Origin of the sequence: Amycolatopsis sp. SB7-3, assembly GCF_041021335.1 — a bacterium.
Classification (GTDB): Bacteria; Actinomycetota; Actinomycetes; order Mycobacteriales; family Pseudonocardiaceae; genus Amycolatopsis; species Amycolatopsis japonica.
The window spans coordinates 492014-515463 of sequence record NZ_JBFPJQ010000005.1 but is presented as its reverse complement, the minus strand read 5'-3'; the positions used below and the strand labels follow the sequence as shown (position 1 = coordinate 515463).

Sequence of the window (23450 nt, the reverse complement as noted above, 5' to 3'; positions counted from 1 at the left end):
ACGCTCGCGGCGCCCACTGGGGAAAGGAGAACGCATGGACGAGGTGAAAAGCCTGGTTTCGGCGGTTCGCAACGGTTTGGCCGCGCTGGCCGATCCGGGGAAAGCGCCGTCGATGCGGGCGTACATGAAGTCGGAAATGCCGTTCCTCGGTGTGGCGTCACCGCCTCGGGCGGCCTTGCTGAAGCGGGTCTACGCCGAAAATCCGCTACCCGATCGTGTGAGCTTTTCGACGGCAATTCTCACGTTGTGGCGGGAGGCCGAGTTCCGGGAAGAGCGCTATGCGGCGATCGCCCTTTCCGGGCATCGCGCGTACACCCGTTGGCAGGACGTCGATCTGCTCGGCCTGTACGAGGAGATGATCGTGACGGGCGCGTGGTGGGACTATGTGGACGAAGTCGCCATCCGCCGGATCGGGCCGATCCTCCGCGCGGAACCGGAGACGGTGACCACGCTGATGCTGACCTGGGCCTACGACGAGGACAGGTGGCGCCGTCGTACCGCGGTCATCTGCCAGATCGGCGCCAAGGGCGGAACGGACACCGATCTGCTCACCCGTGCCGTCGAGGCGAATATCGACGACAAGGACTTCTTCCTGCGCAAGGGAATCGGCTGGGCCCTGCGCGAGTACGCGAAGACCGAGCCGGATTGGGTGCGCGCGTTCGTCGCCGCCCATCCGGCACTGTCCACTCTGTCCAGGAAGGAGGCGCTCAAGCACCTGGGAGGGTGAGCACCGGCCTGGGGATGAGGGCGATGAGATCGTCGATCACCCCGCCGAGTTCGGGCATCAGCACTCGTAGCTCCTTGAGATCGCGCAGCAACTCCAGGCGCGTCTCCTGTGGCGCGCCCTTTTCGAGCAGGGCCTCGAGGTCACGGGTCACTTCTTCCTCACGGCCGAGGACGAGGAGGTAGAAGAGCGGTTGGACCTGGGCGTCCCAGTCGAAGTCGCCGGAAGCAGACCGGGACGAAGCCTTGTCGAGGCCTTCGTTCAGCGCCTGGCGGGCTTCTTCGGTCTTCCCGGTCTTCAGCCAGACGAGGGTGAGGAGGTTGTGCGCCCAGCCGAATTCCGGCGCGAGCGGGGCCAGAAGCGTCTCCGCCTCGTCGAACTCACCCGCGAACAACAAGGCCTCCCCGAGGCTCTCGCGGTATTCGGAGTCCTCGGGATCCGAGGCGACCAGTTCGCGCAGCTCCCGGATGGCCTCCTGATACTCGCCTGCCCGGCAGCGGATGTCCGCATGCAGCGCGCGGGCACTCTCTTCGTGCCCTGCTTCCAGCGCGCTTTCCGTGTCGGCCAACGCGCCTTCCAGATCACCGAAGAGGAAGCGATGGCGAGCGCGCCGGTAGGCGGCGTATCCGCTGCCCTGCCCCAGACGCACCCCTTCGTTCAGGGCGGCCCGGGCTTCGTCGTGACGGTCGAGACCTCTGAGGATGTCGCCCCGGGTGGTGTGGAAGAAGGCCATCTCCGGGCTCGCCGCCACCGCGACGTCGATGTCGGCGAGAGCCTCCGCGAAGTCGCGGGCGCGCTGATGGGTCATCGCGCGCCAGGTGTGCGCCCATTCGTTGCCGGGTTCGAGTTCGATCGCGCGGCTCAAGGACTCGATCGCTTCTTGATTCCTCCTCAGCCGGCTGAGCATCATCCCTCGCTGCAGGTGATTCTCGGCGTCTTCGGGAGCGAGTTCGATCGCACGCTCGTAATCGGCGAGCGCCGCCTCACGATCGTCCAGCTCGTCATGCGCCTGGCCTCGCATGTAGTACGCCCACTCGTAGTCCGGGTCGATCCGCAGCGCGGCGGTGAAACCGTCCACGGCGAGCCGGTACCGCTCAGCGCGGTGGTGGAAGGCGGCCCGGATCGCGTGGGCCCTGGCGCTGCCGGGATCCGCCGCGACGATCGCGTCGAAGGCGGCCGACGCGGCATCCCCGTCTTCGGTCCGTTCCAGGAACAACGCCAGCTCGGTCAGGTAGTAGACGTCTTTGGGGCGGAGAGCGGCCGCCGCACGGTGACCGGCGAGTGCTTCTTCGTCGTCTCCCAGCTCGGCGAACAGCGTGGCCCGGTAGTGGACGGCCCAGGCGTAGTCGGGATCGAGCCGGATCGCGATGTCGATCTCGTCGATCGCCTTCCGGACGTCGCCACGTTTGAAATGCACCTCGCTCCGGATGGAGTACGCCCACGTGTGGTCGGGCTGCAGGCGGACGGCCTCGTCGAGGTCCGCCATCGCGCCGTCGAGATCGCCGAGCTCGGCACGGGCGGAACCGCGTCCACGCCACGAATAGGCGTAACCGGGATCGAGCTCGATCGCCCGGTTCAGATCCGACAACGCCCGTTCCCAGTCACCCTCGTTGCGGAACAGGTTGCCCCGATCGCTCCACGGGTAGGGGTCGGCGGGGTTCAGATCGAGAGCCCGATCGAAGTCGCGTGTCGCCGCGGCGATGTCGTCTTGTCCTTCATGGGCCCACGCGCGCCGCCGGATCACCGTCGAAAGCCGGGCGGCGTCGAGTTCACCCGCGCCGGCGAGCAGGTCGAGCACCGGGATCTCCCGCGGGCCGTCGCCGTCGCCGATCGCGGCGGTCAGCCGTTGTCCCCAGCCCAGTACCGAAGGCGCGTCCGCGTCGACACCCGCCTGCTCCATCATGCGTGCCCAAGCGCGTGCGGGAGCGATGCCGGTGGTGATCATCTCGGCCGCGCCGAGCAGCGCGTCCGGCAACGCGTCGGCCGGGGCGCCGCAGAGCCGGTGATAGGTCTGTTCGAGCTTCCTCTTCTGCCATCGCTCGTCGCTCCAGGCGTCGCGGTGACTGCTCAGGCCGAGTTCGGCACAGCGGCCTTCGTAGTACTCGGCGAGGCGGAGGTGGCGTTCGGCGAACTCGGCGGGCGAACGCCCGCGTTCCAGCCGCACCATCGGGCCGCGGACCACCGGGTGGTAGCGCACCGGAAGCTCGCGGCGGCCGACGAACGGCAGTTCCCGCAGCCAGCGGAAGGTCTCCCCCGCGGTCTCCTTCCCGGTCAGCACGCCGATGACGTCCTCGTCGAGGAAACGGGGCAGCGACGCGGTGGCGGCGATGTCCTTCCTGGCCTTTTCCGGGACCCAGTGCAGGAATCGCTTGACCGCGTCATCGCTGGGATCGCCGACGGCGTCCGCTCCGACGGGGTTCCCGCGGGCCAGCATGGCGACCAGGACGGGCAGGCCGTCGGTCAGCCGCAGCACGATCTCGATGACCTGTTCGTCGGTGATCCCGTGTTCGGCGAGCAGGCGCCGTGCCTCCGGCTCGGTGAACGGCCGGAGTTCGATCTCGCGCATCAGCGGCGCGTGCCGGTTCCAGTTCGCCTCGTCCAGCGGGAACTGACCGGCGACGGTGAGCACCAGGTTCTGCGGCAGATCGCCGTACAGCCCGGCGAACAGGTCGAGCAGCCAGGTCTCCAGGACCGGCGCGGTCCGCTCGAAGGTGTCGAAGAACAGCGCGATCTGCCGCGTCTCCGGAATACGCCACAGATCTTCGACGAACGGTTTGGTGAGCTCCTCCGCCGGTTCGAGGAGCAGCTGGACATCGGCTTTCCGCTTGAACTTCGCCGCGAGGTAGACCTGAAGCTGCTCCAGCTGTTTCGCCGTCGCGTCCGCGTCGATCGCGTCGGCGGCGATACTTCCGCCTGGCAGGGTCTTCGCGACGCCGAGACCGGCCTTGACCACGGTCTTCGTCACGAGGGCGCGGCCCGCGGCGGGGGCCTGCGGATCGCTGTGAAGCCGTTCCCTCGCCTTGAGATAGGACTCGTAGCGCTTCTCGAAGCGGCGCATCTCGTACCCGCCGCGAGCGAGGTCCTTCGCCAGTTTGACCAACGTCGCGGGCAAATCCTGCTGCCGGTCGTCGGCGAACCCGACGGCGGCGCGGGCTTCCTCGGCGATACCGCGAAGCTGGTCGAGCAGGAACGACTTGCCGACGCCCGCGAGGCCGTGCACCGAGTAGAGGTACCGGCGGCGCCGGTCGTCTCCGGACAACCCCAGATTGTCCCGGAAGTCCTCACGTTCCCCGACCCTGCCGACGAAACCGTCGCTCAGCCTGGCGCGGGCGATGTCTTGGATGCTGGACCGGCCGTCTGGACGTGACACAAGTCCTCACTTTGCCACACCTGAAGCGCGTGAAGGCCCCCTTTCCTCGGCTGAGCCGAGGGAAGGGGGCCTTCACGGAACTACAGGGTCAGGCCCGCAGGCTCGCGCCGAAGCGTTCACCGGCGACCGCGACGGCGGCGTCGCGGGCCTTGGTGGCCTCGTCGACGGTCAGCGTGCGGTCCGCGGCACGGAACCGCAGCTTGTACGCCACCGAACGCTTGCCCTCGCCCACCTGCTCGCCCTGGTAGGAGTCGAACAGCGTGATGTCCTCGAGCAGTTCGCCCGCGCCTTCGCGCAGCGCCTCGGCCAAGTCCGCCGACGGCACACCCGCGTCGGCGACGAGGGCGACATCGAGCAGCACCGGCGGGTACGCCGAGATCCGCGGCGCCGGACGGTCGTCCGGGATCGGGATGGCGTCCAGGTCCAGCTCCATCGCGACGGTGCGCGGCGGCAGCCCGAGCGCCTCGACGACCTTCGGGTGCAGCTCACCGGCGTAACCGACCGGCCACTGCCCCACCCGCAGCTGCGCGCAGCGGCCGGGGTGCCACGGCGGCTGATCCGCCGCGGCCGTGGTCAGCTCGACACCGGCCGCCTGCGCCACCAGCCGGGCGGCCTGGACCGCGTCGGCCCAGTTCGCCTGCTCACCCTCGCCCCACCAGCCGGCGCGAGCGCGCTGACCGGCGAGCACGACGGCGACGTGCAGCGGCTGCGGCGGCACGGCCGCCTCCAGCACCGCGAGCTCCTCGTCGGTCGGCCGCCGGTCGACTCCGAGCGAAGGCATCGGGATCGGATTCGGCCCGGGCAGCACGACCTGCCCGATGTGGAACAGCGAGACATCCTTGAAACCGCGGGAGATGTTGCGCTGCAAGGTCTCCAGCAGCCCCGGCAGCAAGGTACTCGCCATCCGGTCCTTGTCCGCCTCCAGCGGGTTGCGGACCTTGACGGTGCTGCGGCGGACGTCGTCCTCGGGCAGCCCGAACGCGTCCCAGACCGAGTCCGAGATGAACGGGAAGGGCAGCACCTCGACGTAGCCGTTCTCCGCCAGCGCGCGGGCGACCGAGCGACGGCGGCGCTGCACGTCGGTGAGCCCGCGGCCGGCCGGGGCGTCGGGCAGCACCGACGGGATGCTGTCGTAGCCCTCCAGCCGGAGCACCTCCTCGACCAGGTCGGCGGGCTGCACGAGGTCGCCACGCCAGCTCGGCGGGACCGCCGTCACCAGTGCGGTGCCGTCCTCCGACGTGCCCACGTTGACCTTGCACCCGATCTGAGAAAGCCGTTTGACCGTGACACCACGTTCGTAACGCACCCCGGCCACCTGGTCGGGCAGGCTGATCGGCATGGTCACCGGCGGGTTCGGCTCGACGCCGCCCTCGTCGGTGCGGCCGGGCAGGATCGAGCCCTCGCCGTACTGACGCAGCAGGCGCGCCGCGAATTCGACGGCCACCGCGCACAACTGCGGGTCGGTGTAGCGCTCGAACCGCTTGGCCGCCTCGGAGAACAGCTTGTGACGGCGGGCCGTCCGGCTGATCGACGACGGATCCCAGTGCGCCGCTTCGAGCAGCACGTCGGTGCTCTCCGGCGTGATCTCGGTCGACGCGCCGCCCATCGTGCCCGCCAGCGAGATGACCCCGCTGTCGTCGGCGATCACCACGTCGTCCGCGTCGAGCGTGCGCTCGACATCGTCCAAAGTGGTCAGTTTCTCGCCCGGCTTCGCCTTGCGCACCACCAGATCGCCCTTGACCGAACCGGTCGCGAACGCGTGCAGCGGGTGCCCGAGTTCGAGCATGACGTAGTTGGTCACGTCGACGGCGAGCGAGATCGACCGGATCCCCGCCAGCATCAGGCGGCGGCGCATCCACCACGGCGTCGGCGCGGTCGCGTCGAGGTTCTTGACCCGGCGCAGGACGAACCGCTTGCAGCCCTCGGTGTCTTCGAGGTGCACCGGCCAGACGTCGCTCTCGGCCTCGGGGACCTCGATGGACGCCGGGTCGCCGAACGGGACGTCGAGCGCGTTGGACAGCTCGCGGGCCAGGCCGCGGACCGACAGCGTGTACCCGCGGTCCGGGGTCGGCGTGACCTCGAGGACGGTGTCGTCGAGGCCGAGCAGCTTGGTCGCGTCTTCGCCGGGGCTGGCCGTGCTCGGCGGCAGCACCAGGATGCCGGAGTGGTCGTCGCCGATGCCGAGTTCGCTCGCGGAGCAGATCATGCCGTCGCTGAGGCGGCCGTAGGTCTTGCGCGAACCGATCTCGAAACCACCGGGCAGCACGGTGCCGGGAAGCGCGACGACGACCAGGTCGCCCTCGGCGAAGTTCGTGGCACCGCAGATGATCCCGCGGGTCTTGATCCCCGTGGGGCCTTCGTCCTCGAAGGGACCTTCGTCGTCGTCCTCGTCGTCGTCGAGGTTCTCGTCCGGCTTGTCGGCGTCCTCGTCCTCCGACTCGCCGACGTCGACCCGGCAGAACCGGACCGGCTTCTTGAACTCGGTGAGCTCCTCGATCTCGGCGACGCGGCCGACCACGAGCGGGCCGGTGACCGGTTCGAGTTTCCGGACGTCGTCGACCTCGATGCCGATCCGCACGAAGGCGTCGGCCAGATCCTGGGCCGTGACCTCTTCGTCGACGTCGAGGTGTTCGATCAGCCAGCTGGCTGGGACCTTCACTCAGGCCTCCGTTCCGAAGGGCAGGGTGAACCTGATGTCGCCCTCCACCATGTCGCGCATGTCCGGAATTCCGTTGCGGAACTGCAGGGTGCGCTCGATACCCATGCCGAAGGCGAAGCCCGAGTAGACCTCGGGATCGACGCCGCAGGCACGCAAGACGTTGGGGTTGACCATGCCGCAGCCGCCCCATTCGACCCAGCCGGGGCCGCCCTTCTTCTCCTCGAACCAGACGTCGACCTCGGCCGACGGCTCGGTGAACGGGAAGAAGTGCGGACGCAGGCGCGTCTTCGAGGTCCCGCCGAACATCGCGCGGGCGAAGGCGTCGAGGGTGCCCTTGAGGTGCGCCATCGTCAGGCCCTTGTCCACCGCGAGCCCTTCGACCTGCGAGAACACCGGCGTGTGCGTGGCGTCGAGTTCGTCGGTCCGGTAGGTGCGGCCGGGGCAGACGACGTACACGGGCAGGTCCCGGTGCAGCAGCGTGCGGGCCTGCACCGGCGAGGTGTGCGTCCGCAGCACCAGGCCGGAGTCCTCCTCGCCGAGGTAGAACGTGTCCTGCAGCTGGCGCGCGGGGTGGTCCTTGCCGAAGTTCAGCGCGTCGAAGTTGAACCACTCGGCTTCGAGTTCCGGGCCGTCGGCGACCTCGTAGCCCATCGCGACGAACGCGTCGGCGATCCGCTCCGAGAGGGTCGCGATCGGGTGCCGGGCGCCGCGGGGCACCCGGTCCCACGGCAGCGTGACGTCGACGGCCTCCTCGCGGAGCACCCTCTCGTCACGTTCCGCCTGGAGCACCGCGCGGCGGGCGTCGAACGCGGACTGGATGCCCTGGCGCGCTTCGTTGACCCGCTTGCCTGCCTCGGCCTTCTCCTGCTTCGGCAGGGCGCCGATCTCGCGGCGGGCGAGCAGCAGCGGAGACTGGTCCCCGAGGTGGGCGGGTTTGACCGCGGCCAGCGCGTCGAGATCCGCCGCGGCCGCGAAATCCGTCTCGGCCTGTTTGACGGCGGCCGTCAACGTTTCCGGCGCGAGCGCCCCCGCCTGGGGGTCCTGCTTGTCGTTGGCTTCGGACATAACTCCTCGGCGTCCGCTGGGACTGGTCCGGTGCACGCGAGCGCACACATGGGTTTAGCAGCTGCTGAATTCTATGGGACAGCGAACGGCGGCCCCCGATCACCCTCGGGCTGGGCACACCGTCACTCGGGAGTGCGAAAAACGCGCTCTACGCCGTAAACAAGGTGCTGGAACGAACAGTGCGTTCCATGAGAGCTCCCTTGGTGTCGTGGTGCGACGGCGTGATGCCCGCGACTCTACGTGGCCGCGGCCCGCGAAGCCATCGCATTTGTGTACACGCAGATGGCGGCGGCCGTCGCCAGGTTCAGGCTCTCCGCCTTGCCGTACATCGGGATCTTGACCGCGAGGTCGACCGTCTCCAGGACTTCGCGCGGCAATCCGTGTGCCTCGTTGCCGAACACCCACGCCGTGGGCTCGTCGAAGGTCACCTGATCGAGTTCGGTGTCGGCGTAACCGTGCGCGCCGAGGGTGCGGAGTCCGGCGGCGGAGCAGGCCTTCAAGGCCGCGTCGACGTCCCGGATCCGGGTGATGGCGGGGTGGAACAGACTGCCGGCGGCCGCGCGTACGCATTTGCCGTTGTGCGGGTCGACGCTGTCCCCGGCGAGGACGACCGCGTCGGCGCCGGCGGCGTCCGCGACCCGGATCACGGTTCCCGCGTTGCCGGGGTCGGCGACGTCGACGAGGACGACGACGAGCTTCGCGCCCGGCTTCAGGACGGTCTCCTGTGGACGGTCGACGAGCGCGCAGACCGCGACGATGCCTTGCGGTGTCACGGTCTCGGACAATCCGTCGGCGGCGCGATCGGTGATCGGCGAGACGGGGACGCCCGCCTCGCGCGCGACGGCGAGCAGCCGCTCGTGCTGCGCGGCGGCGCGTTCGGTCACGAACAGCTCGTACACCTTGCCGCCGTTTTCGAGCGCGGCCTCGACGGCGTTCGCGCCCTCGGCGAGGAACCGGCCGGTCTTTTCACGCTCGGCCCGGCGGGTGAGCTTGCGCGCAGCAACAACCCGGGGCGTCCGTTCGGTGAACGGAGCCGCCCCGGGTTGCGGAAGAGCGCTGTGGCCGGTCAGGCCGACTTCTTCTCTTCGGTGTTCACGTTCGCCTTGGCCAGCTCGGCCAGCGCGGTGAACGCGGCGGCGTCGTTGACGGCGAGGTCCGCGAGGATCTTGCGGTCGACCTCGACACCCGCGGCCTTGAGGCCCTGGATGAAGCGGTTGTAGGTCACGCCGTTGGCGCGGGCGGCCGCGTTGATGCGGGTGATCCACAGCTGGCGGAAGTCACCCTTGCGGGCGCGACGGTCCCGGTAGGCGTAGTTCAGCGAGTGAAGCGTCTGCTCCTTCGCCTTGCGGTACAGCCGCGAACGCTGGCCGCGGTAGCCGCTGGCGAGCTCGAGAGTCGCGCGACGCTTCTTCTGGGCGTTGACAGCCCTCTTGACGCGTGCCACTGGGGTCCATCCTGTCGATCTGGGGGCGCGCTGGGCGCCCGGCGTTTACAAAGTGCGGGGTGTCAGCGGCCGAGAAGGCGCTTGACGCGGCCGACGTCGTTCTTGGCGATCTCGGTCGTGCCTTCGAGGCGACGGGTGAGCCTGTTGGACTTCTTCTCCATCAGGTGGCGGCGGCCGGCCTTCTGGCGGCGCAGCTTGCCCGAGCCCGTGACGCGGACACGCTTGGACGTCCCGCTGTGCGTCTTCATCTTCGGCATTACGTTGTCCTCTTCCGTGCGGCGGCACACCGGTGTTGCCCGGTGTGCCGCTGACATGTGCTGGTCGGCGCTACGCGTCGGCGGGCGGCTCGGACGACTCGTCCTTGGCTGCCTTCGCGGCCTTCTGCGGCTTCACGTTCTTGTGCGGGGCCAACACCATGATCATGTTGCGACCGTCCTGCTTCGGCGACGACTCGACGAAGCCGAGCTCGGTCACCTCGTCGGCGAGCTTCTGCAGCAGACGGAACCCGAGTTCCGGCCGGGACTGCTCGCGACCGCGGAACATGATCGTGACCTTGACCTTGTTGCCTGCCGCAAGGAAGCGCGACACGTGACCCTTCTTGGTCTCGTAGTCGTGCTGGTCGATCTTCGGCCGCAGCTTCTGCTCTTTGATGACGGTGAGCTGCTGGTTGCGGCGGGACTCGCGGGCCTTCTGCGCGCTCTCGTACTTGAACTTGCCGAAGTCCATGAGCTTGCATACGGGCGGGCGTGCCTGCGGGGCGACCTCGACGAGATCGAGATCGTTCTCCTGTGCCAGCCGCAGCGCATCTTCGATCCGGACGATGCCGACCTGTTCACCGGCCGGCCCGACGAGGCGGACCTCCGGAACCCGGATTCGGTCGTTGATGCGTGTCTCGGAGCTGATGGGGCCTCCCTGGTTCGAGGTAAATTCTTCTACCGTTTCGACCTGGTGCCCACATACCTAAGGCCCCGGTACCGTGCGGTACGCGGGGCCCACTCTTTCCGATCGTGTTCGATCTCCAGAACCGAACACACCGCCTCGACGCCCGAAATCGTCTTGGCGAGACCGGACCCGGACACCTGGTGTTGCGGCGGTGACACGGGTGGGAGCGGGGCTCCACTTGCCGCCCCCGATCGCTCGGGGGCTGGTCGCTCGTGGAAGGGTACCAGACGTGTCAGATGAACCCGTTCAGCAACCCCCGTATTCCCCGGACGTCCGCGACCTGGAGGACATCCCGAGCGTCGAGGTGATCAGCAGGGCGGCCGTCATGCTGCTCTCCGCCGGCGCCGAACGTCTCGGCCTCGCGGACGAGGACCCGGCCAGCTCACCGCACCGCGACCTCGACGAAGCCCGTCGCCTGATCACCGCCCTCGCCGGACTGGTGACCGCTTCGGCAGAGTACCTCGGCCTGCACGCCGGCCCGTTGCGCGACGGCCTGCAGTCACTGCAGAAGGCGTTCCGCGAGGCTTCGGCCGTGCCGGACGCGCCCGGGCAGGGCCCGGGCGAGAAGTACACGGGACCGGTCTACTAGTCCCTCCCGATCCTCAAGTGTCATGAAAGGGCCGTTCAGGACGTTTTTCGTCAGGAACGGCCCTTTCATGACATCCGGACTACCGATCTGAAGCGCGAATGAACTAACATTTCAGATGTGAGTGGGTTAGCGAAGGTCCCGAGGTCCCTCCTCAGGGACGAGGCTTACGAAAGCATCCGGCGGGCGATCATCGACGGGACGCTGCCGCCGGGCACGAACCTGCGCGACGGCGACCTCGCCGAGCAGCTGGGGCTTTCCCGCGCGCCGGTGCGCCAGGCCCTGCTGCGGCTGATCGAGGACGGTCTCGTCGAGTCGAAGCCACAGAGCTACACGCGGGTGGCGGGGTTCGTCCCCGACGACGTCCGTGACGCCCTGCAGCTCGTGCGCGCGCTGCACGAGTTCGCCGTCCGGGCGGGCGCGCCGCGGATGGGACCGGCGGAGGTCGCCGCGATGCGGGCGGCCAACGCCCGGTTCGCCGACGCGATCGCCGCCGGGGACATCGCGGCCGCGATCGCCGCCGACGACGAACTCCACGACGTCCCGGTGGCCGCCGCGCGCAACCGGGCGATCGCCGCGACGCTGGCCCGCCACACCCCGCTGTTGCGACGTCTCGAATACGCCCGCTTCGGCTCCCTGCCCGCCCACCGGTCGGTCCAGCGCCACGCGGAACTGGCCGACGCCATCGAAGCAGGCGACGTCGACGCGGCCTGCGCGATCACCGCCACCATCTGGACCGAACTCGAAGCCCTCCTGGAGACGCCATGACCCTCGCCGACTTCCCCCGCTACCCGCTGCTGTTCGGCCCCTCCCCCGTCCACCCGCTCGAACGGCTCACCGCTCATCTCGGCGGCGCGAAGGTCTGGGCGAAACGCGAGGACGTCAACTCCGGGATCGCGTTCGGCGGCAACAAGACGCGGAAGCTCGAATACCTGGTCGCCGACGCACTGGCCCAGGGCGCGGACACGCTGATCTCGATCGGCGGCGTGCAGTCGAACCACACCCGCCAGGTCGCCGCGGCCGCCGCGCGGGCCGGGCTCAAGGCCGTGCTGGTGCAGGAGAGCTGGGTCGACTGGACCGATCCGCTGTACGACAAGGTCGGCAACATCCAGCTCTCTCGCATCCTCGGGGCGGACATCCGGATGGTCGAGGCCGGGTTCGGCGTCGGGTTCAAGGAGAGCTGGGAGAACGCGGTCAAGGAGATCGAGGCCGACGGCGGGAAGCCGTACGCGATCCCGGCGGGCGGTTCGGACCACCGCCTCGGCGGGCTCGGCTTCGCGAACTGGATCGTCGAGCTCGAAGCGCAGGAGGCCGAACTCGGCGTCTTCTTCGACACGGTGGTCGTCTGCTCGGTCACCGGCAGCACGCAGGCGGGGATGGTCGCCGGTGCCGCGCTTTCCGGGAAGCCGCGGCGGATCCTCGGCATCGACGGCTCGGCGAAACCGGCGGAGACGCGCGACCAGATCACCCGCATCGCCCGGGCGACCGCGGAGCTCATCGGCGCGGGCGAGATCCGCGAAGTCGAACTGGACGAGCGCTATCACGCCGGGATCTACGGCATCCCGGACGAGTCCACTTTGGACGCGATCCGGACGCTGGCGCGACTGGAGGGGGTGCTCACCGATCCGGTGTACGAGGGCAAGTCCATGGCCGGGCTGATCGACCTCGTTTCCCGCGGCGAGATCTCGCGGGATTCGAACGTGCTCTTCGCGCATCTGGGCGGGCAGCCCGCCCTCAACGGGTACACGAGCGTCCTCTGACGGCTGCTAGGAACGGGCCGTTCCTAGCGAAATTTGCAAGGAACGGCCCGTTCATGGCACGCGCGAGGGTCAGTCCGTGACGGCCAGGACGTCGATCTCCACCAGCAGGCCGGCGGGCAGGCCGACGTACACGGTGGTGCGGGCCGGGTGCGGCGCCTCGCCGATCAGCTTGTTGTAGACCTCGTTGAACGCGCCGAAGTGGTCGACGTCGGTCAGGTAGACACGCACCATCAGCGCGTCGGCCAGGCTCGAACCGGCGGCCTCGAGCACCGCTTCGATGTTCTTGAAGGTCTGCTCGGTCTGCTCGCCGACGGTCTCGCCGACGATGGCGCCGGTGGCCGGGTCGAAGGCGACCTGGCCGGCCACCTGCAGGATGTTGCCCTTGCGGACCGCCTGCGAGAACGCGGCCACCGGCTTCGGCGCGTTCTCCGTGCTGATCGCGGTCTTGCTCATTCCAACTTCCCCTTTCGGTTCCCCGTCCATCCACTGTGGACGGAAGCTTCTTCGGTGGCGGCGACCAGCTCCGGCACGAGCGCCATCAGGCCGTCGTAGTCGAGCAGCACCTTCGGCACCGACACCGACGCGGCCGCGAGCACCACGCCGCCCGGACCGCGGACGGGCGCGGCGACGCAGTGGATGAAGTCCTCGTGCTCGGCGTTGTCCACCGCGTAGCCACGGTCGGCGACGAGCGCGAGTTCCTTCTCGTAGGCCTCGGGCGTGGTGATCGTGTTCGGCGTGCGGACGAAGAAGTCGATCCTCGACACCACGTCCGCCTGCTTCTCCGGCGTCATCGCCGCGACGAGCACCTTGCCGACGGCGGTGCAGTGCAGCGGCGCGCGTTTCCCGATGCGGGAGTACATCCGCACCGAATGCCTGCCCTCGAACTTGTCGATGTAGACGACCTCTCCGTCCTCATAGGACGCGAGGTGCACGGTGTGGCCGGTGCGCGCGTTGAGCCCGGCGAGCGCCGATTGCGCGGTGCGGCGGACGTCGCGATCCTCCAGCGCCTGCTGCGCGAGGTCGAAGAGCGCGCTGCCCAGCCGGTAGTACCGCTGCCCTTCCCGGCGGACGAAGTGATGTGCCTCCAGGGTGCGCAGCAGCCGCAGCACGGTCGACTTGTGCACGCCGATCTCCTCGGCGAGCTGGTCGAGTGTCTTCGGCTGGCGGGCGAGGCCGCCCAGCAGCGTGAGCGCCCTGTCCAGGCTCTGGCTCATCCGCCCACCACTCCCTTGTCCGTCAGCTTGGCCGCCGCCCATGCTGCCTCATCCGCACCGAGGAGTGCTTCGACGACGGATCCGGGCAGCGGCGTGCCCACGTCGTCGTGGGTCAGCAGAGTGGCCGCGGCCTGCAGATGGCCACGTCGCAGCCGGGTCGCGGGGTCGTCGCCGCGCAGGGTGGCGGCGAGGAATCCGGCCGCGAAGGCGTCACCGGCGCCGACCGGTTCCACGACGTCGACCTGGAGCGCGGGCGAGAACAGCGGTGGCCCGTCGCCCTCGACCAACGTCACCCCGCGTGCCCCGTGCTTGACGACCAGCGTCTTCGGCCCCGGCACCGCAGCGCGCAGCCGTTCCGGGTCACCGGTCCCCCACACCCGTTCGGCCTCGTCCTCGCCCGCCAGCACGATGTCGGCGCGGGCGGCCAGCCCCGCCAGCACCGACGGGTCACGCCCGGTCCACAACGCGGGCCGGAAGTTCACGTCGAACGACACCAGCGTGTCCCCACGCGGTCGTTCCATCAGCGCCCGCACCAGGTCGAGGCAGCCGTCCGACAGCGCGGGCGTGATCCCGGACAGGTGGATGACCCGCACCCCGTCGAGATCGAGTTTCCCCAGCAATCCCGCGTCCATTCCGGACGCGGCCGAGCCTTTCCGGTAGTAGCGCACGGGGCTGCCGTCCGCGCCGCTCTCCTTGACGTAGAGCCCGGTCGGCCGCGTCGGGTCGACCACGACCGCGCTCACGTCCACCCCGGCCGCACCGATCTCGCGCACCAGCGCGCGGCCGAACGGATCGTCGCCCACGGCGCTCACCCACGCGCTGGTGAATCCCAGCGCCGGGAGATGACAGGCGACGTTCGATTCGGCGCCTCCGATGCTTCGCACCCACTTACGTACCTCGTCGGGCGGCCCGGGTTCGGCCGGCACGAACAAGGCCATCGACTCCCCGATGCACAACACGTCGGGCGCGCTTGTCACCTTCACGTCTCCTAGTCGTCATGCCGTTGACCTCCAGCGGACCGGATGCTACACCTATCCCACGCAATATGCGCAACGTCCGTTGCAACATACGCAACCGAGGTGAACCTCATGTTCCAAGCCGGCACCATCGATTCCGCCGCGGTCGCGGCCGTCCGGGAGGAGCGCGTCGACTGGCGCTTCCGCTCGGTCGCGCCCTCGCTGTCCGGTCTCACGATCGGCGAGGCCGCCGCCCGCGGCGCGAAGCTGTTCGAAGACGGCTTCCTCGGCCCGTTCGTCGTCCTCGACGAAGAAGCCGTCGAGCACAACCTCCGCACGATGGCGGCCTGGTGCGCCGAACGCGGGGTCGCGCTGGCCCCGCACGGCAAGACGACGATGGCGCCGCAGCTGTTCGAGCGGCAGCTGCAGCACGGCTCGTGGGGTATCACCTGCGCGAACGCCGGCCACCTGCGGATATACCGCGCGTTCGGCGTTTCCCGCATCCTGCTGGCGAACCAGCTGCTCGACCCCTCCGGTCTGAAGTGGCTGGCCGCCGAGCTCGACGCCGACGACGACTTCGAGTTCGTCTGCTGGGTCGACTCGGTCCGCGGTGTCGAGCTCATGACCGAAGCCCTGCGCGGGGCCCGCCGCAAGGTGGACGTGCTCGTCGAACTCGGCGCCGAGGGCGGCCGCACCGGTGTCCGCGACACCGAGACCGCGCTCGCCGTCGCCGAGGCCGCGCACGCGAGCCCGGCTCTCCGGCTGCGCGGATCCGGCGGCTACGAAGGCGCGCTTTCCCACCACACGGACGAAAAGTCGCTCCAGCTGATCAGCTCCTATGTGGACGGTCTGCGCGAACTCGTGTTCGCCTTCCACGCCAAGGGTCTGCTCGACGACGCCGGCCAGATCATCGTCACCGGCGGCGGCAGCGCGTACTTCGACCGCGTCGCCGACGAGCTCACCAAGGACTGGGGCGGCCTGGACGTCCTGCCGATCCTGCGCAGCGGCGCCTACGTGACCCACGACGACGGCTTCTACCGGGTGATCTCACCGCTCGGTGAGCAGCCGCGTATCGACGGAGTCGCCTCGTTCCGGTCCGCACTGCGCGCCTGGGCACAGGTGACGTCGAAGCCGACGGACGAACTCGCGCTGCTCACCATCGGCAAACGGGACGCCTCGTTCGACGAGGGCATGCCCGAACCGCGCCTCATCCGCAAGGGCGACGGGCCGCCGTCCGCGCTCGAAGGTCACTCCATCCAGAAGATGAACGACCAGCACGCCTTTCTCACCCTGCCCGCGTCGTCACCGGTCGAGGTCGGGGACTGGATCGCCCTCGGGCTGTCCCATCCCTGCACCGTCTTCGACAAGTGGCCCCTGATCCCGGTCGTCGGCCCCGACGGCGAGACCGTGCTCGATTTCGTCCGCACCCACTTCTGATCCGTCCTCCACCGCCGCAGAGGAAGAATCACCATGGACATCGTCGTCCGCTCGGCACTGGTCGCCGACGGCACCGGAGATCCGCTCACCAGGCACGACGTGGGCATCACCGACGGCCGTATCGCCAGTGTCGCCGAACCCGGCTCGCTCGCGGGCCGCCGCACCATCGACGCCGAAGGGCTCGTGCTCGCGCCCGGGTTCATCGACATGCATTCGCATTCCGACCTCCAGTTGCTCGCCAACCCGGATCACCTCGCGAAGCTCTCCCAGGGCGTCACGACCGAGGTCCTCGGACAGGACGGGCTCTCCTACGCTCCGGTGAACGACGACGTCCTCACCGCGCTGCGCCAACAGCTCGCCGGCTGGAACGACGATCCGGCCGGGTTCGACTGGAACTGGCGTTCCGTCGGCGAGTACCTCGACCGGCTCGACGCCGGGGTCGCGGTCAACGCGGCCTACCTGGTGCCGCAGGGCACCGTCCGCATGCTCACCGTCGGCTGGGAAGACCGGCCCGCCACCGAAGCCGAGATGAACGCGATGAAGGAACTCATCGCGACCGGGCTGGCCGAGGGCGCGATGGGCATGTCGTCCGGACTCACCTACACACCGGGCATGTACGCGACCACCGAAGAGCTGGTCGAGCTGTGCCGGGTCGTCGGGGAGAACGGCGGCTTCTACAGCCCGCACCACCGCAGCTACGGCAAGGGCGCGCTGGAGGCGTTCGGCGAGATGGTCGACGTCTCCCGCCGCTCCGGCTGCCCGCTGCACCTCGCGCACGCCACGATGAACTTCTCGGTGAACAAGGGCAAGGCGTCGAATCTGCTGGAACTGCTCGACCAGGCGCTCGACGACGGCTGCGACATCACGCTGGACACCTATCCCTATCTCCCCGGCGCCACCTACCTTTCGGCGCTGCTGCCGAGCTGGGCGACCGAAGGCGGGCTCGACGCCACGCTGGCACGATTGTCCGATGTGGACACCCGCGAGCGGATCCGCGCCGAGATCGAGGAGACCGGTTCCGACGGCGCCCACGGGGTGCCGATCGACTGGGAGGCCATCGAGATCAACGGTGTCCGCCGCGACGAGAATGCCCACCTCGTCGGGCATTCCGTCGCCGCTTCGGCACAGCGGGCCGGGAAACCGGCCGCGGAGCTGTACTTCGACGTCCTGCTCTCGGAAAAGCTCGGGACGTCCTGCCTGATGCACGTCGGGCACGAGGAGAACGTCCAGGCGATCATGCGCCACCGCACGCACACCGGCGGCAGCGACGGGCTGCTCGTCGGCGCGCGGCCGCATCCCCGCGCCTGGGGCACGTTCCCGCGTTACCTCGCGCGTTACGTCCGCGAACTCGGCGTCCTCGAACTCGCCGAATGCGTCGCCCATCTCACCGGCCGCGCGGCACAGCGCCTGCGGCTGACCGATCGAGGTCTCGTCCGCGCCGGATACGCGGCGGACCTCGTGCTGTTCGACCCGGAAACCGTCGCCGACACCGCCACGTTCGACGAGCCGCGGCAACAGGCCGCCGGAATCCCCTATGTCTTCGTCAACGGTGTCGCCGCCATCGACGATGGTCAACCGACCGGCGCCCTCGCCGGCCATTCACTGCGGAACCCCGGGAGTGCCCGATGATCGACTGGCTCCAACATTCGACGGGAGGTCTCCTGACCCTCGCCGCCGTCTCGATCGCGGTGTTGTTGTTCCTCATCATCAAGGTCAAACTCGAGCCCTTCATCGCGCTGATCGTGGTCGGCCTGCTGACCGCGCTGGCCGCGGGCCTGCCGGTCGTCCAGATCGTCGGCTCCGCACAGAAGGCCTCGGATTCCCTGCTGGAGAAGGGTTTCGGCGGGATCCTCGGCCATATCGCCGCGATCATCGGGCTCGGCACGATCCTCGGGTCCATTTTGGAACGTTCGGGCGGGGCGAAGGTGCTCACCAGCGCGCTGCTGCGCGCCATCGGTGAGAAGCGGGCGCCGTTGGCGATGGGTCTCGCGGGTTTCGTCTTCGGCATCCCGGTCTTCTTCGACATCGGCATCTTCGTGCTGGCGCCGCTGGTGTACGTCGCCGCCAAACAGGGCGGCCGATCGCTCGTGCTGTACGCGTTGCCGTTGCTCGCCGGGCTTTCCATCACCCACGCGTTCCTCCCGCCGCACCCCGGCCCGGTGGCCGCGGCCGGTCTGCTGCACGTGGAACTCGGCTGGATCATCCTGATGGGCCTGGTCTGCGGTATCCCCGCGTTCCTCGTCGGCGGTGTGCTGTATTCGACCTGGATCGGCAAGCGGATCGACGTGCCCGTTCCCGCGGAATTCCTGGTCGCGGAGGAAGAAGGCGAAAAGGAGACGAACCCGCCTTCGCTCGGGCTGGTGCTGGGGATCATCGCGGTTCCGCTGGTGCTGATCCTCGCCGGTACCTTCGGCAGCATCTGGCTTCCCAAGGCCTCCCCCGCCGCCGGTGTCGCCGCGTTCATCGGTACCCCGGCGGTCGCGCTGACGGTCTCGGTGCTGCTCGCGTCCTGGCTGCTGGGGCTGCGCCGTGGTTTGACGGGCAAGGATTTGAGCGAGCTTTCGGCGAAGTCGCTGCGCCCGGTCGCGATGATCCTGCTGGTGGTCGGCGCGGGCGCGTTCTTCGGCGCCGTGCTGTCCGCCACCGGGATCGGCAAGGCCGTCGCGGGTTCGCTGGACAACGCCGGTCTCCCGGTCATCCTGGCGGCGTACGTCATCAGCTGCGGAATGCGTATCGCACAGGGTTCGGCGACGGTCGCCATCGTGACCACGAGCGGTATCGTCGCGCCGACGGTGGCGACGCTGGGCTACTCGCAAATGCAGCTCGCGCTGCTGGTCGTCGCGATCTCGGCGGGTTCGATCATCGCCTCCCACGTGAACGACGGCGGTTTCTGGATCATCTCGCGGTACTTCAACATGACCGTGCCGCAGACCCTGAAAACCTGGACCGTATTGGAAACCGTCCTTTCCGTTTCCGGTTTCGGCGTGGCAGCATTGCTCATGGCAGTGGTTTAAACCACCCGACAGCTGGGAGAGATCACGATGACCGGACTCGATCGACGCACGTTCCTCGGCGCCGTCGGAGCGGCTGGACTCACCACCGTTCTCGGTTCCCACCTCGCGAACGCTTCCGAACAAACCTGCGGACCGAAGGGAACCGGGGCCATCTACGTCAGCAGCTACACCAGTTCCGGGCACGGGCTCGATGTCGCTCACCGGGACGCGACCACGAACGCCGTGGTCGTCGACCGGACGATTCCGGGAGTGAGCAACGCTTCCTGGTTCGACATCAGCGCCGACCGCAAGACGCTCTACGTGACCAATGAGGACGAGAACGGCCAGATCTCCGCGTTCAGCCTGGCCGATCCGACCAAACCCAAGCTGCTCAACAAGAAATCGGCCAAGGGGCAGCACCCGACCCACCTGAGCGTCCACTCGAGCCAGAAGTACGTGCTGGCCGCGAACTACAGCAGTGGCAGTGTCGTCGTCCTCCCGATCCTCGCGGGCGGGAAGCTCGGCGACGTCGTCGATCTGGCGCAGCACAAGGGCGCCGAACGCGACGCCCACGCGCACCAGGTGGTCAACGACCCCACCGGCAAGTGGGTACTCGCGGTCGACCTCGGCGCGGATTCGGTCTACGTCTACAAACTCGACGTCTCCACCGGGAAACTGAAGCTGAACCAGCAGCTGAAGCTCCCGTCCGGCGCCGGGCCGCGGCACCTGGCGTTCCACCCGAACGGTAAGTACGCGTACATCCTGGGCGAACTGCGGGCCGAGGTCACCGTCGCGGCGTGGAACCCGGCCACCGGGAAACTGACCGCCGGGCAGGTCGTCCCGGCCGTTCCGGCGGGCACGCCCGGCGCGCAGTACCCGGGCGAGATCACCACGTCCAAGGACGGGAAGTTCGTGTACGCCTCCGTGCGCGGCTCCGACACGATCGCGTCGTTCGGCGTCAGCGAAGACGGGAAGTCCTTGAAGCTGCTGAACAACGCGCCCGTCGGCGGCGTGTACCCGCGCCATTTCACCCTCGACCCGACCGAGCGCTGGTTCTACGTCTCGAGCGACAAGTCCGGCACGCTCAGCTGGCTGCCGCGCGATCCCGGCACCGGTCTTCCGGGGGCCGTCGCCGGGAAGCTGGCGCTCCCCCAAGTCAATTCCGTCTTTTTCGCATAAGGAGAAAACCCATGAGAACTCGCGTCCTCATCGCGGGCCTCGCGGCGGTCGGCCTCGTCGCGGCCTGCGCGCCGGCCCAGAACACCCCGGCCGCGGGCGGCGGTGACGAGAAGACCGGCACGGTCCGCGTCTGGTTGTTCGACGAAGCCAACCGCGCGCCCAAGGAGGCCGCCGTCAAGGAGGCGATCGCCGAGTTCAAGGCGGCGCATTCGGGTGTCGAGGTCGACGTCCAGTGGATCCCGGTAGAAGGCCGTGCCGACAAGTTCTCCGGCGCCTTCAACGATCCGGCCAGCGCGCCGGACGTCGCCGAGTTCGGCAACACCGACGTCTCCAGCTACGCCGCCACGGGCGCGCTGGCCGACCTGACCGGCGATCTGTCGTCGTGGAAGGAAGGCGCCGACATCCTGCCCGCGGTACTGGAGACCGCGAAGTCCGGCGGCAAGACCTACGGGCTTCCCTGGTTCACCGGCATCCGCGCGTTGTACTACCGGACGGACATCTTCGCCGAACTCGGCCTCAAGCCGCCGACGACACTGGCGGAACTGACCGAGACCGCGAAGACGATCCGCGCCAAGAAGCCGGAGCTGTACGGCATTTCCGTCGGCGGCAAGTACACCTACGCGATGCTGCCGTTCCTGTGGGCGCACGGCGGTGAGATCGCCAAGCAGGACGGCGGCAAGTGGAAGTCCACTGTGGACTCGGAGCAGGCCAAGGCGGGCGTGACCGCGTACGCGAACCTGCTCAAGGCGGACATCTGCCCGCCCGAACAGTGCGCCAACCTCACCGGGACGCAGAGCATCACGGCGTTCGCCGGCGGCAAGGCCGGGATGTCGATCGGCGGTGACTTCAACCGTAAGGCCGTCGAGGCCGGTCAGGTGAAGGGCAAGTACGCGATCATCCCGCTCCCGGGTACCGAGGCGGGCAAGATCGCCCCGGCGTTCGCGGGCGGCAACCTGCTCGGCGTGTTCAACGCGTCCAAGCGCAAGAGCCTCGCGGTCGAGTTCACCGAGCTGCTCGGTGGCGCCAAGTACCAGGAGAAGATGTACGTCGCGATGGGCAACCTGCCCACGCTCGGCAGTGTCCAGCAGAAGCTCGCCGCGAGCGACCCGTCGGTCAAGCCGTTCGTCGACACGCTCACCGCGGGCACGAAGTTCGTCCCCGCCACCGCGGCGTGGTCGAAGATCGACGCGCAGAACGTGCTGCCCACCGCGATCCAGCAGATCGCGACCGGCGGCAAGGACCCGGCCACCGCGCTGACCGCCGCGGCCGCCGAGATGAACAAGGCGTTCGGCTAAGTGGTCACGCAAGAAATCCCCCGCACCACGGCTCCGGCCGTCCCGGCACGGCGGTCGCCCCGCCGTCGCCGGGACGGGCGGGCCGCCCTGCTCTACCTGGCGCCCGGTGGCATCCTGCTGCTCGCGATGCTGGTGTACCCGATCTACCAGCTCGTCCTGATCTCGTTCTACGACTACGGCCAGCCGCAGGCGGTCGGCAACGCACCGCTGGTGTTCCTCGGTTTCGGCAACTACGTCGAACTGCTGGAGAACCTCCAGTTCTGGGAGGTGCTGGCCAAGACCCTCGGGTTCACCGCGGTCTGCGTCGTCGGCAGCCTCGCCCTCGGGACCGGGCTCGCCGTGCTGGCGACCCGGGTCCGCGCCTGGGCGCGTGTTCCGCTGTTCCTGGCGGCGCTGGCGGCCTGGGCGACGCCGGCCATGGCGGGCTCGTACGTCTGGCTGTTCCTGTTCGACGCGGACTTCGGCCTGGTGAACGAGGTGCTGTCGGGCCTCGGGTTCACCGGGATGGCGAACCATTCCTGGACCTTCGACACCTACAGCACGTTCGGGCTGGTGGCCGCCGAGGTCATCTGGTGCTCGTTCCCGTTCGTCATGGTGACGATGTACGCGGGGCTCAAGGGCGTGCCGGAAGAGGTCATCGAGGCCGCGTACCTCGACGGCGCGTCGACCTGGCGCACCACGTGGTCGATCACGCTGCCGATGGTGCGGCCGCTGCTGACCATCGCCACGATCCAGTCGATCATCTGGGACTTCAAGATCTTCACCCAGATCTACGTGATGACCAACGGCGGCGGCGTGGCCGGGCGCAACCTCGTGCTCAACGTCTTCGCCTATCAACAGGCCTTCGCCGGACAGGAATACGGTCTCGGCGCGGCGCTCGGAGTCGTGATGACCTTGCTGCTGCTGTCCATCACCGGGTTGTACGTCCGGTCGCAACGCCGGAGCGCCGGATGGGTGTGACGACGGCCCCGAAGACGCGCCGGGTCAAACGCCCGGGCAGGCTGATCGCGGAGATCGTCTGCGTGGTGATCGCCGGAATGGTCGCGTTCCCCGTGTACTGGATGGTGCTTTCGGCGTTCAAGCCCACCGGGCAGATCCAGGCGGAAAACCCCCGGCCCTGGACGCTCACGCCGACCCTGGAGCATTTCGAACGGGTGCTCAGCGGTGAGGGTTTCGCGCTGTTCTTCCTGAACAGCGTGATCGTGGCCGTCGTGGTGGTGGCGTTGTCGCTACTGCTCTCGTTCCTCTCGGCGGTCGCGCTGACGCGGTTCAACTTCAAGGGCCGGACCGTGCTGCTGGTGATGGTGCTGGTGGCGCAGATGGTGCCGGTCGAGGCGCTGACCATTCCGCTGTTCTTCCTGATGCGGTCGGTCGGCGACGTCGCGCCGGCGTTCGGCACCAACCATCTCGGCTCGCTGATCCTGGTGCACCTGGCGTTCAGCCTGCCGTTCGCGATCTGGATGCTGCGTGGTTTCGTCGCCGCGGTGCCGCAGGAGCTGGAAGAGGCCTCGAAGATCGACGGGGCGAGCCGCATGCGGTTCACCTGGCAGATCCTCTTCCCGCTGGTGGCGCCCGGACTGGTGGCGATCAGCGTGCTGGCGTTCATCCACGCGTGGAACGACTTCCTGTTCGCCAAGACGTTCATCATCTCCAACACCGAGAACCAGACGCTCCCGCTGGCGATCCTGGTGTTCTTCAAACCGGAGGACACCGACTGGGGCGCGGTGATGGCGGGCTCGACCCTGATGACCATCCCGGTGCTGGTGTTCTTCATCCTCGTGCAACGACGACTCGTGTCCGTCATGGGCGGCGCGGTGAAGGGTTGA

Annotated in this window: 21 protein-coding genes; 11 read left to right on the top strand and 10 right to left on the bottom strand. The window is 68.7% G+C overall.

Translation table 11 applies throughout. From position 1 onward, the window contains the following. Nucleotides 1–34: 34 nt before the first annotated feature. Nucleotides 35–727: a DNA alkylation repair protein gene (locus tag AB8M46_RS32610; RefSeq protein WP_394362706.1), complete on the top strand. Its 693-nt coding sequence runs from the start codon at nucleotides 35–37 to the stop codon at nucleotides 725–727. Here the strand turns inward: AB8M46_RS32610 and AB8M46_RS32605 are convergent. From AB8M46_RS32605 to infC, 7 genes are all read right to left on the bottom strand, one after another. Beyond that, the gene (locus AB8M46_RS32605; RefSeq protein ID WP_394362705.1) at nucleotides 708–4094 is read right to left on the bottom strand and encodes a tetratricopeptide repeat protein; all 3387 of its coding nucleotides are present in this window, start codon (nucleotides 4092–4094) and stop codon (nucleotides 708–710) included. The two genes, AB8M46_RS32610 and AB8M46_RS32605, sit on opposite strands and share 20 nt — an antisense overlap. 88 nt (nucleotides 4095–4182) lie before the next feature. Continuing rightward, the gene (pheT, locus tag AB8M46_RS32600; protein WP_350593292.1) at nucleotides 4183–6753 is read right to left on the bottom strand and encodes a phenylalanine--tRNA ligase subunit beta; all 2571 of its coding nucleotides are present in this window, start codon (nucleotides 6751–6753) and stop codon (nucleotides 4183–4185) included. Next, nucleotides 6754–7818 carry a phenylalanine--tRNA ligase subunit alpha gene (gene pheS, locus AB8M46_RS32595; RefSeq protein WP_037345633.1) on the bottom strand — a complete coding sequence of 355 codons (1065 nt, stop codon included), beginning with the start codon at nucleotides 7816–7818 and terminating at the stop codon, nucleotides 6754–6756. 236 nt (nucleotides 7819–8054) lie between these two features. Continuing rightward, nucleotides 8055–8888 carry a TrmH family RNA methyltransferase gene (locus AB8M46_RS32590; RefSeq protein WP_394362724.1) on the bottom strand — a complete coding sequence of 278 codons (834 nt, stop codon included), beginning with the start codon at nucleotides 8886–8888 and terminating at the stop codon, nucleotides 8055–8057. Beyond that, nucleotides 8885–9262 (bottom strand): 50S ribosomal protein L20, encoded by a 378-nt coding sequence (gene rplT / locus AB8M46_RS32585; RefSeq protein ID WP_005163284.1) that lies wholly within the window; start codon nucleotides 9260–9262, stop codon nucleotides 8885–8887. The genes AB8M46_RS32590 and rplT overlap by 4 nt, the downstream gene beginning before the upstream one ends. A gap of 62 nt (nucleotides 9263–9324) precedes the next feature. Beyond that, on the bottom strand, nucleotides 9325–9519 hold the full coding sequence (gene rpmI, locus AB8M46_RS32580; RefSeq protein WP_007028043.1) for a 50S ribosomal protein L35: 195 nt from the start codon (nucleotides 9517–9519) through the stop codon (nucleotides 9325–9327). Between the two features lie 70 nt (nucleotides 9520–9589). Continuing rightward, nucleotides 9590–10165: a translation initiation factor IF-3 gene (infC, locus tag AB8M46_RS32575; protein WP_051071860.1), complete on the bottom strand. Its 576-nt coding sequence runs from the start codon at nucleotides 10163–10165 to the stop codon at nucleotides 9590–9592. A gap of 268 nt (nucleotides 10166–10433) precedes the next feature. On the opposite strand from infC, the gene AB8M46_RS32570 reads away from it, so the two are divergent. The 3 genes from AB8M46_RS32570 to AB8M46_RS32560 all read left to right on the top strand — a co-directional run bounded on the left by AB8M46_RS32570 (nucleotide 10434) and on the right by AB8M46_RS32560 (nucleotide 12550). After that, nucleotides 10434–10793 carry a DUF1844 domain-containing protein gene (locus AB8M46_RS32570; protein ID WP_005163289.1) on the top strand — a complete coding sequence of 120 codons (360 nt, stop codon included), beginning with the start codon at nucleotides 10434–10436 and terminating at the stop codon, nucleotides 10791–10793. A 117-nt stretch (nucleotides 10794–10910) separates the two neighbouring features. After that, nucleotides 10911–11558, top strand: coding sequence for a GntR family transcriptional regulator (locus tag AB8M46_RS32565; RefSeq protein ID WP_394362704.1), 648 nt, complete (start codon nucleotides 10911–10913; stop codon nucleotides 11556–11558). Beyond that, nucleotides 11555–12550, top strand: a complete 996-nt coding sequence (locus AB8M46_RS32560; RefSeq protein WP_394362703.1) for a 1-aminocyclopropane-1-carboxylate deaminase — start codon at nucleotides 11555–11557, stop codon at nucleotides 12548–12550. Before AB8M46_RS32565 ends, AB8M46_RS32560 begins: the two co-directional genes overlap by 4 nt. 69 nt (nucleotides 12551–12619) lie before the next feature. On the opposite strand, the gene AB8M46_RS32555 is transcribed toward AB8M46_RS32560, so the two are convergent. Genes AB8M46_RS32555 through AB8M46_RS32545 form a run of 3 tightly spaced genes read right to left on the bottom strand, consistent with a single transcriptional unit; the run spans nucleotide 12620 to nucleotide 14702 of the window. Continuing rightward, entirely contained in the window at nucleotides 12620–13003 is a 384-nt protein-coding gene (locus AB8M46_RS32555; RefSeq protein WP_007028047.1) for a RidA family protein, read from the bottom strand. Beyond that, entirely contained in the window at nucleotides 13000–13764 is a 765-nt protein-coding gene (locus AB8M46_RS32550; RefSeq protein ID WP_394362702.1) for an IclR family transcriptional regulator, read from the bottom strand. Before AB8M46_RS32550 ends, AB8M46_RS32555 begins: the two co-directional genes overlap by 4 nt. Continuing rightward, entirely contained in the window at nucleotides 13761–14702 is a 942-nt protein-coding gene (locus tag AB8M46_RS32545) for a sugar kinase (RefSeq protein WP_394362723.1), read from the bottom strand. Before AB8M46_RS32545 ends, AB8M46_RS32550 begins: the two co-directional genes overlap by 4 nt. A gap of 150 nt (nucleotides 14703–14852) precedes the next feature. Here AB8M46_RS32545 and AB8M46_RS32540 point away from each other — a divergent pair, with 150 nt between their 5' ends. The 7 genes from AB8M46_RS32540 to AB8M46_RS32510 are packed head-to-tail and all read left to right on the top strand — an operon-like array spanning nucleotide 14853 to nucleotide 23450. Beyond that, nucleotides 14853–16157, top strand: a complete 1305-nt coding sequence (locus AB8M46_RS32540; RefSeq protein ID WP_394362701.1) for an amino acid deaminase — start codon at nucleotides 14853–14855, stop codon at nucleotides 16155–16157. Between the two features lie 33 nt (nucleotides 16158–16190). Beyond that, the gene (locus AB8M46_RS32535) at nucleotides 16191–17786 is read left to right on the top strand and encodes an amidohydrolase family protein (protein WP_394362700.1); all 1596 of its coding nucleotides are present in this window, start codon (nucleotides 16191–16193) and stop codon (nucleotides 17784–17786) included. Then, nucleotides 17783–19171: a GntP family permease gene (locus tag AB8M46_RS32530; protein WP_038511464.1), complete on the top strand. Its 1389-nt coding sequence runs from the start codon at nucleotides 17783–17785 to the stop codon at nucleotides 19169–19171. The genes AB8M46_RS32535 and AB8M46_RS32530 overlap by 4 nt, the downstream gene beginning before the upstream one ends. Nucleotides 19172–19198: 27 nt before the next feature. Next, on the top strand, nucleotides 19199–20329 hold the full coding sequence (locus AB8M46_RS32525; RefSeq protein ID WP_037345616.1) for a lactonase family protein: 1131 nt from the start codon (nucleotides 19199–19201) through the stop codon (nucleotides 20327–20329). Between the two features lie 11 nt (nucleotides 20330–20340). After that, on the top strand, nucleotides 20341–21624 hold the full coding sequence (locus AB8M46_RS32520; RefSeq protein WP_037345614.1) for an extracellular solute-binding protein: 1284 nt from the start codon (nucleotides 20341–20343) through the stop codon (nucleotides 21622–21624). Next, a complete protein-coding gene (locus tag AB8M46_RS32515) occupies nucleotides 21625–22584 on the top strand; it encodes a carbohydrate ABC transporter permease (protein WP_073849265.1) in 960 nt (319 codons plus the stop codon). After that, nucleotides 22575–23450, top strand: a complete 876-nt coding sequence (locus AB8M46_RS32510) for a carbohydrate ABC transporter permease (protein ID WP_037345608.1) — start codon at nucleotides 22575–22577, stop codon at nucleotides 23448–23450. The genes AB8M46_RS32515 and AB8M46_RS32510 overlap by 10 nt, the downstream gene beginning before the upstream one ends.

Bases quoted from the DNA above. Each gene is read 5' to 3' on its own strand.
- AB8M46_RS32610 (WP_394362706.1), top strand. From the start codon at position 35: ATGGACGAGGTGAAAAGCCTGGTTTCGGCGGTTCGCAACGGTTTGGCC.
- pheS (WP_037345633.1), bottom strand. From the start codon at position 7,818: ATGTCCGAAGCCAACGACAAGCAGGACCCCCAGGCGGGGGCGCTCGCG.
- rpmI (WP_007028043.1), bottom strand. From the start codon at position 9,519: ATGCCGAAGATGAAGACGCACAGCGGGACGTCCAAGCGTGTCCGCGTC.
- AB8M46_RS32560 (WP_394362703.1), top strand. From the start codon at position 11,555: ATGACCCTCGCCGACTTCCCCCGCTACCCGCTGCTGTTCGGCCCCTCC.
- AB8M46_RS32555 (WP_007028047.1), bottom strand. From the start codon at position 13,003: ATGAGCAAGACCGCGATCAGCACGGAGAACGCGCCGAAGCCGGTGGCC.
- AB8M46_RS32550 (WP_394362702.1), bottom strand. From the start codon at position 13,764: ATGAGCCAGAGCCTGGACAGGGCGCTCACGCTGCTGGGCGGCCTCGCC.
- AB8M46_RS32545 (WP_394362723.1), bottom strand. From the start codon at position 14,702: ATGGCCTTGTTCGTGCCGGCCGAACCCGGGCCGCCCGACGAGGTACGT.
- AB8M46_RS32540 (WP_394362701.1), top strand. From the start codon at position 14,853: ATGTTCCAAGCCGGCACCATCGATTCCGCCGCGGTCGCGGCCGTCCGG.
- AB8M46_RS32535 (WP_394362700.1), top strand. From the start codon at position 16,191: ATGGACATCGTCGTCCGCTCGGCACTGGTCGCCGACGGCACCGGAGAT.
- AB8M46_RS32530 (WP_038511464.1), top strand. From the start codon at position 17,783: ATGATCGACTGGCTCCAACATTCGACGGGAGGTCTCCTGACCCTCGCC.
- AB8M46_RS32525 (WP_037345616.1), top strand. From the start codon at position 19,199: ATGACCGGACTCGATCGACGCACGTTCCTCGGCGCCGTCGGAGCGGCT.
- AB8M46_RS32520 (WP_037345614.1), top strand. From the start codon at position 20,341: ATGAGAACTCGCGTCCTCATCGCGGGCCTCGCGGCGGTCGGCCTCGTC.
- AB8M46_RS32510 (WP_037345608.1), top strand. From the start codon at position 22,575: ATGGGTGTGACGACGGCCCCGAAGACGCGCCGGGTCAAACGCCCGGGC.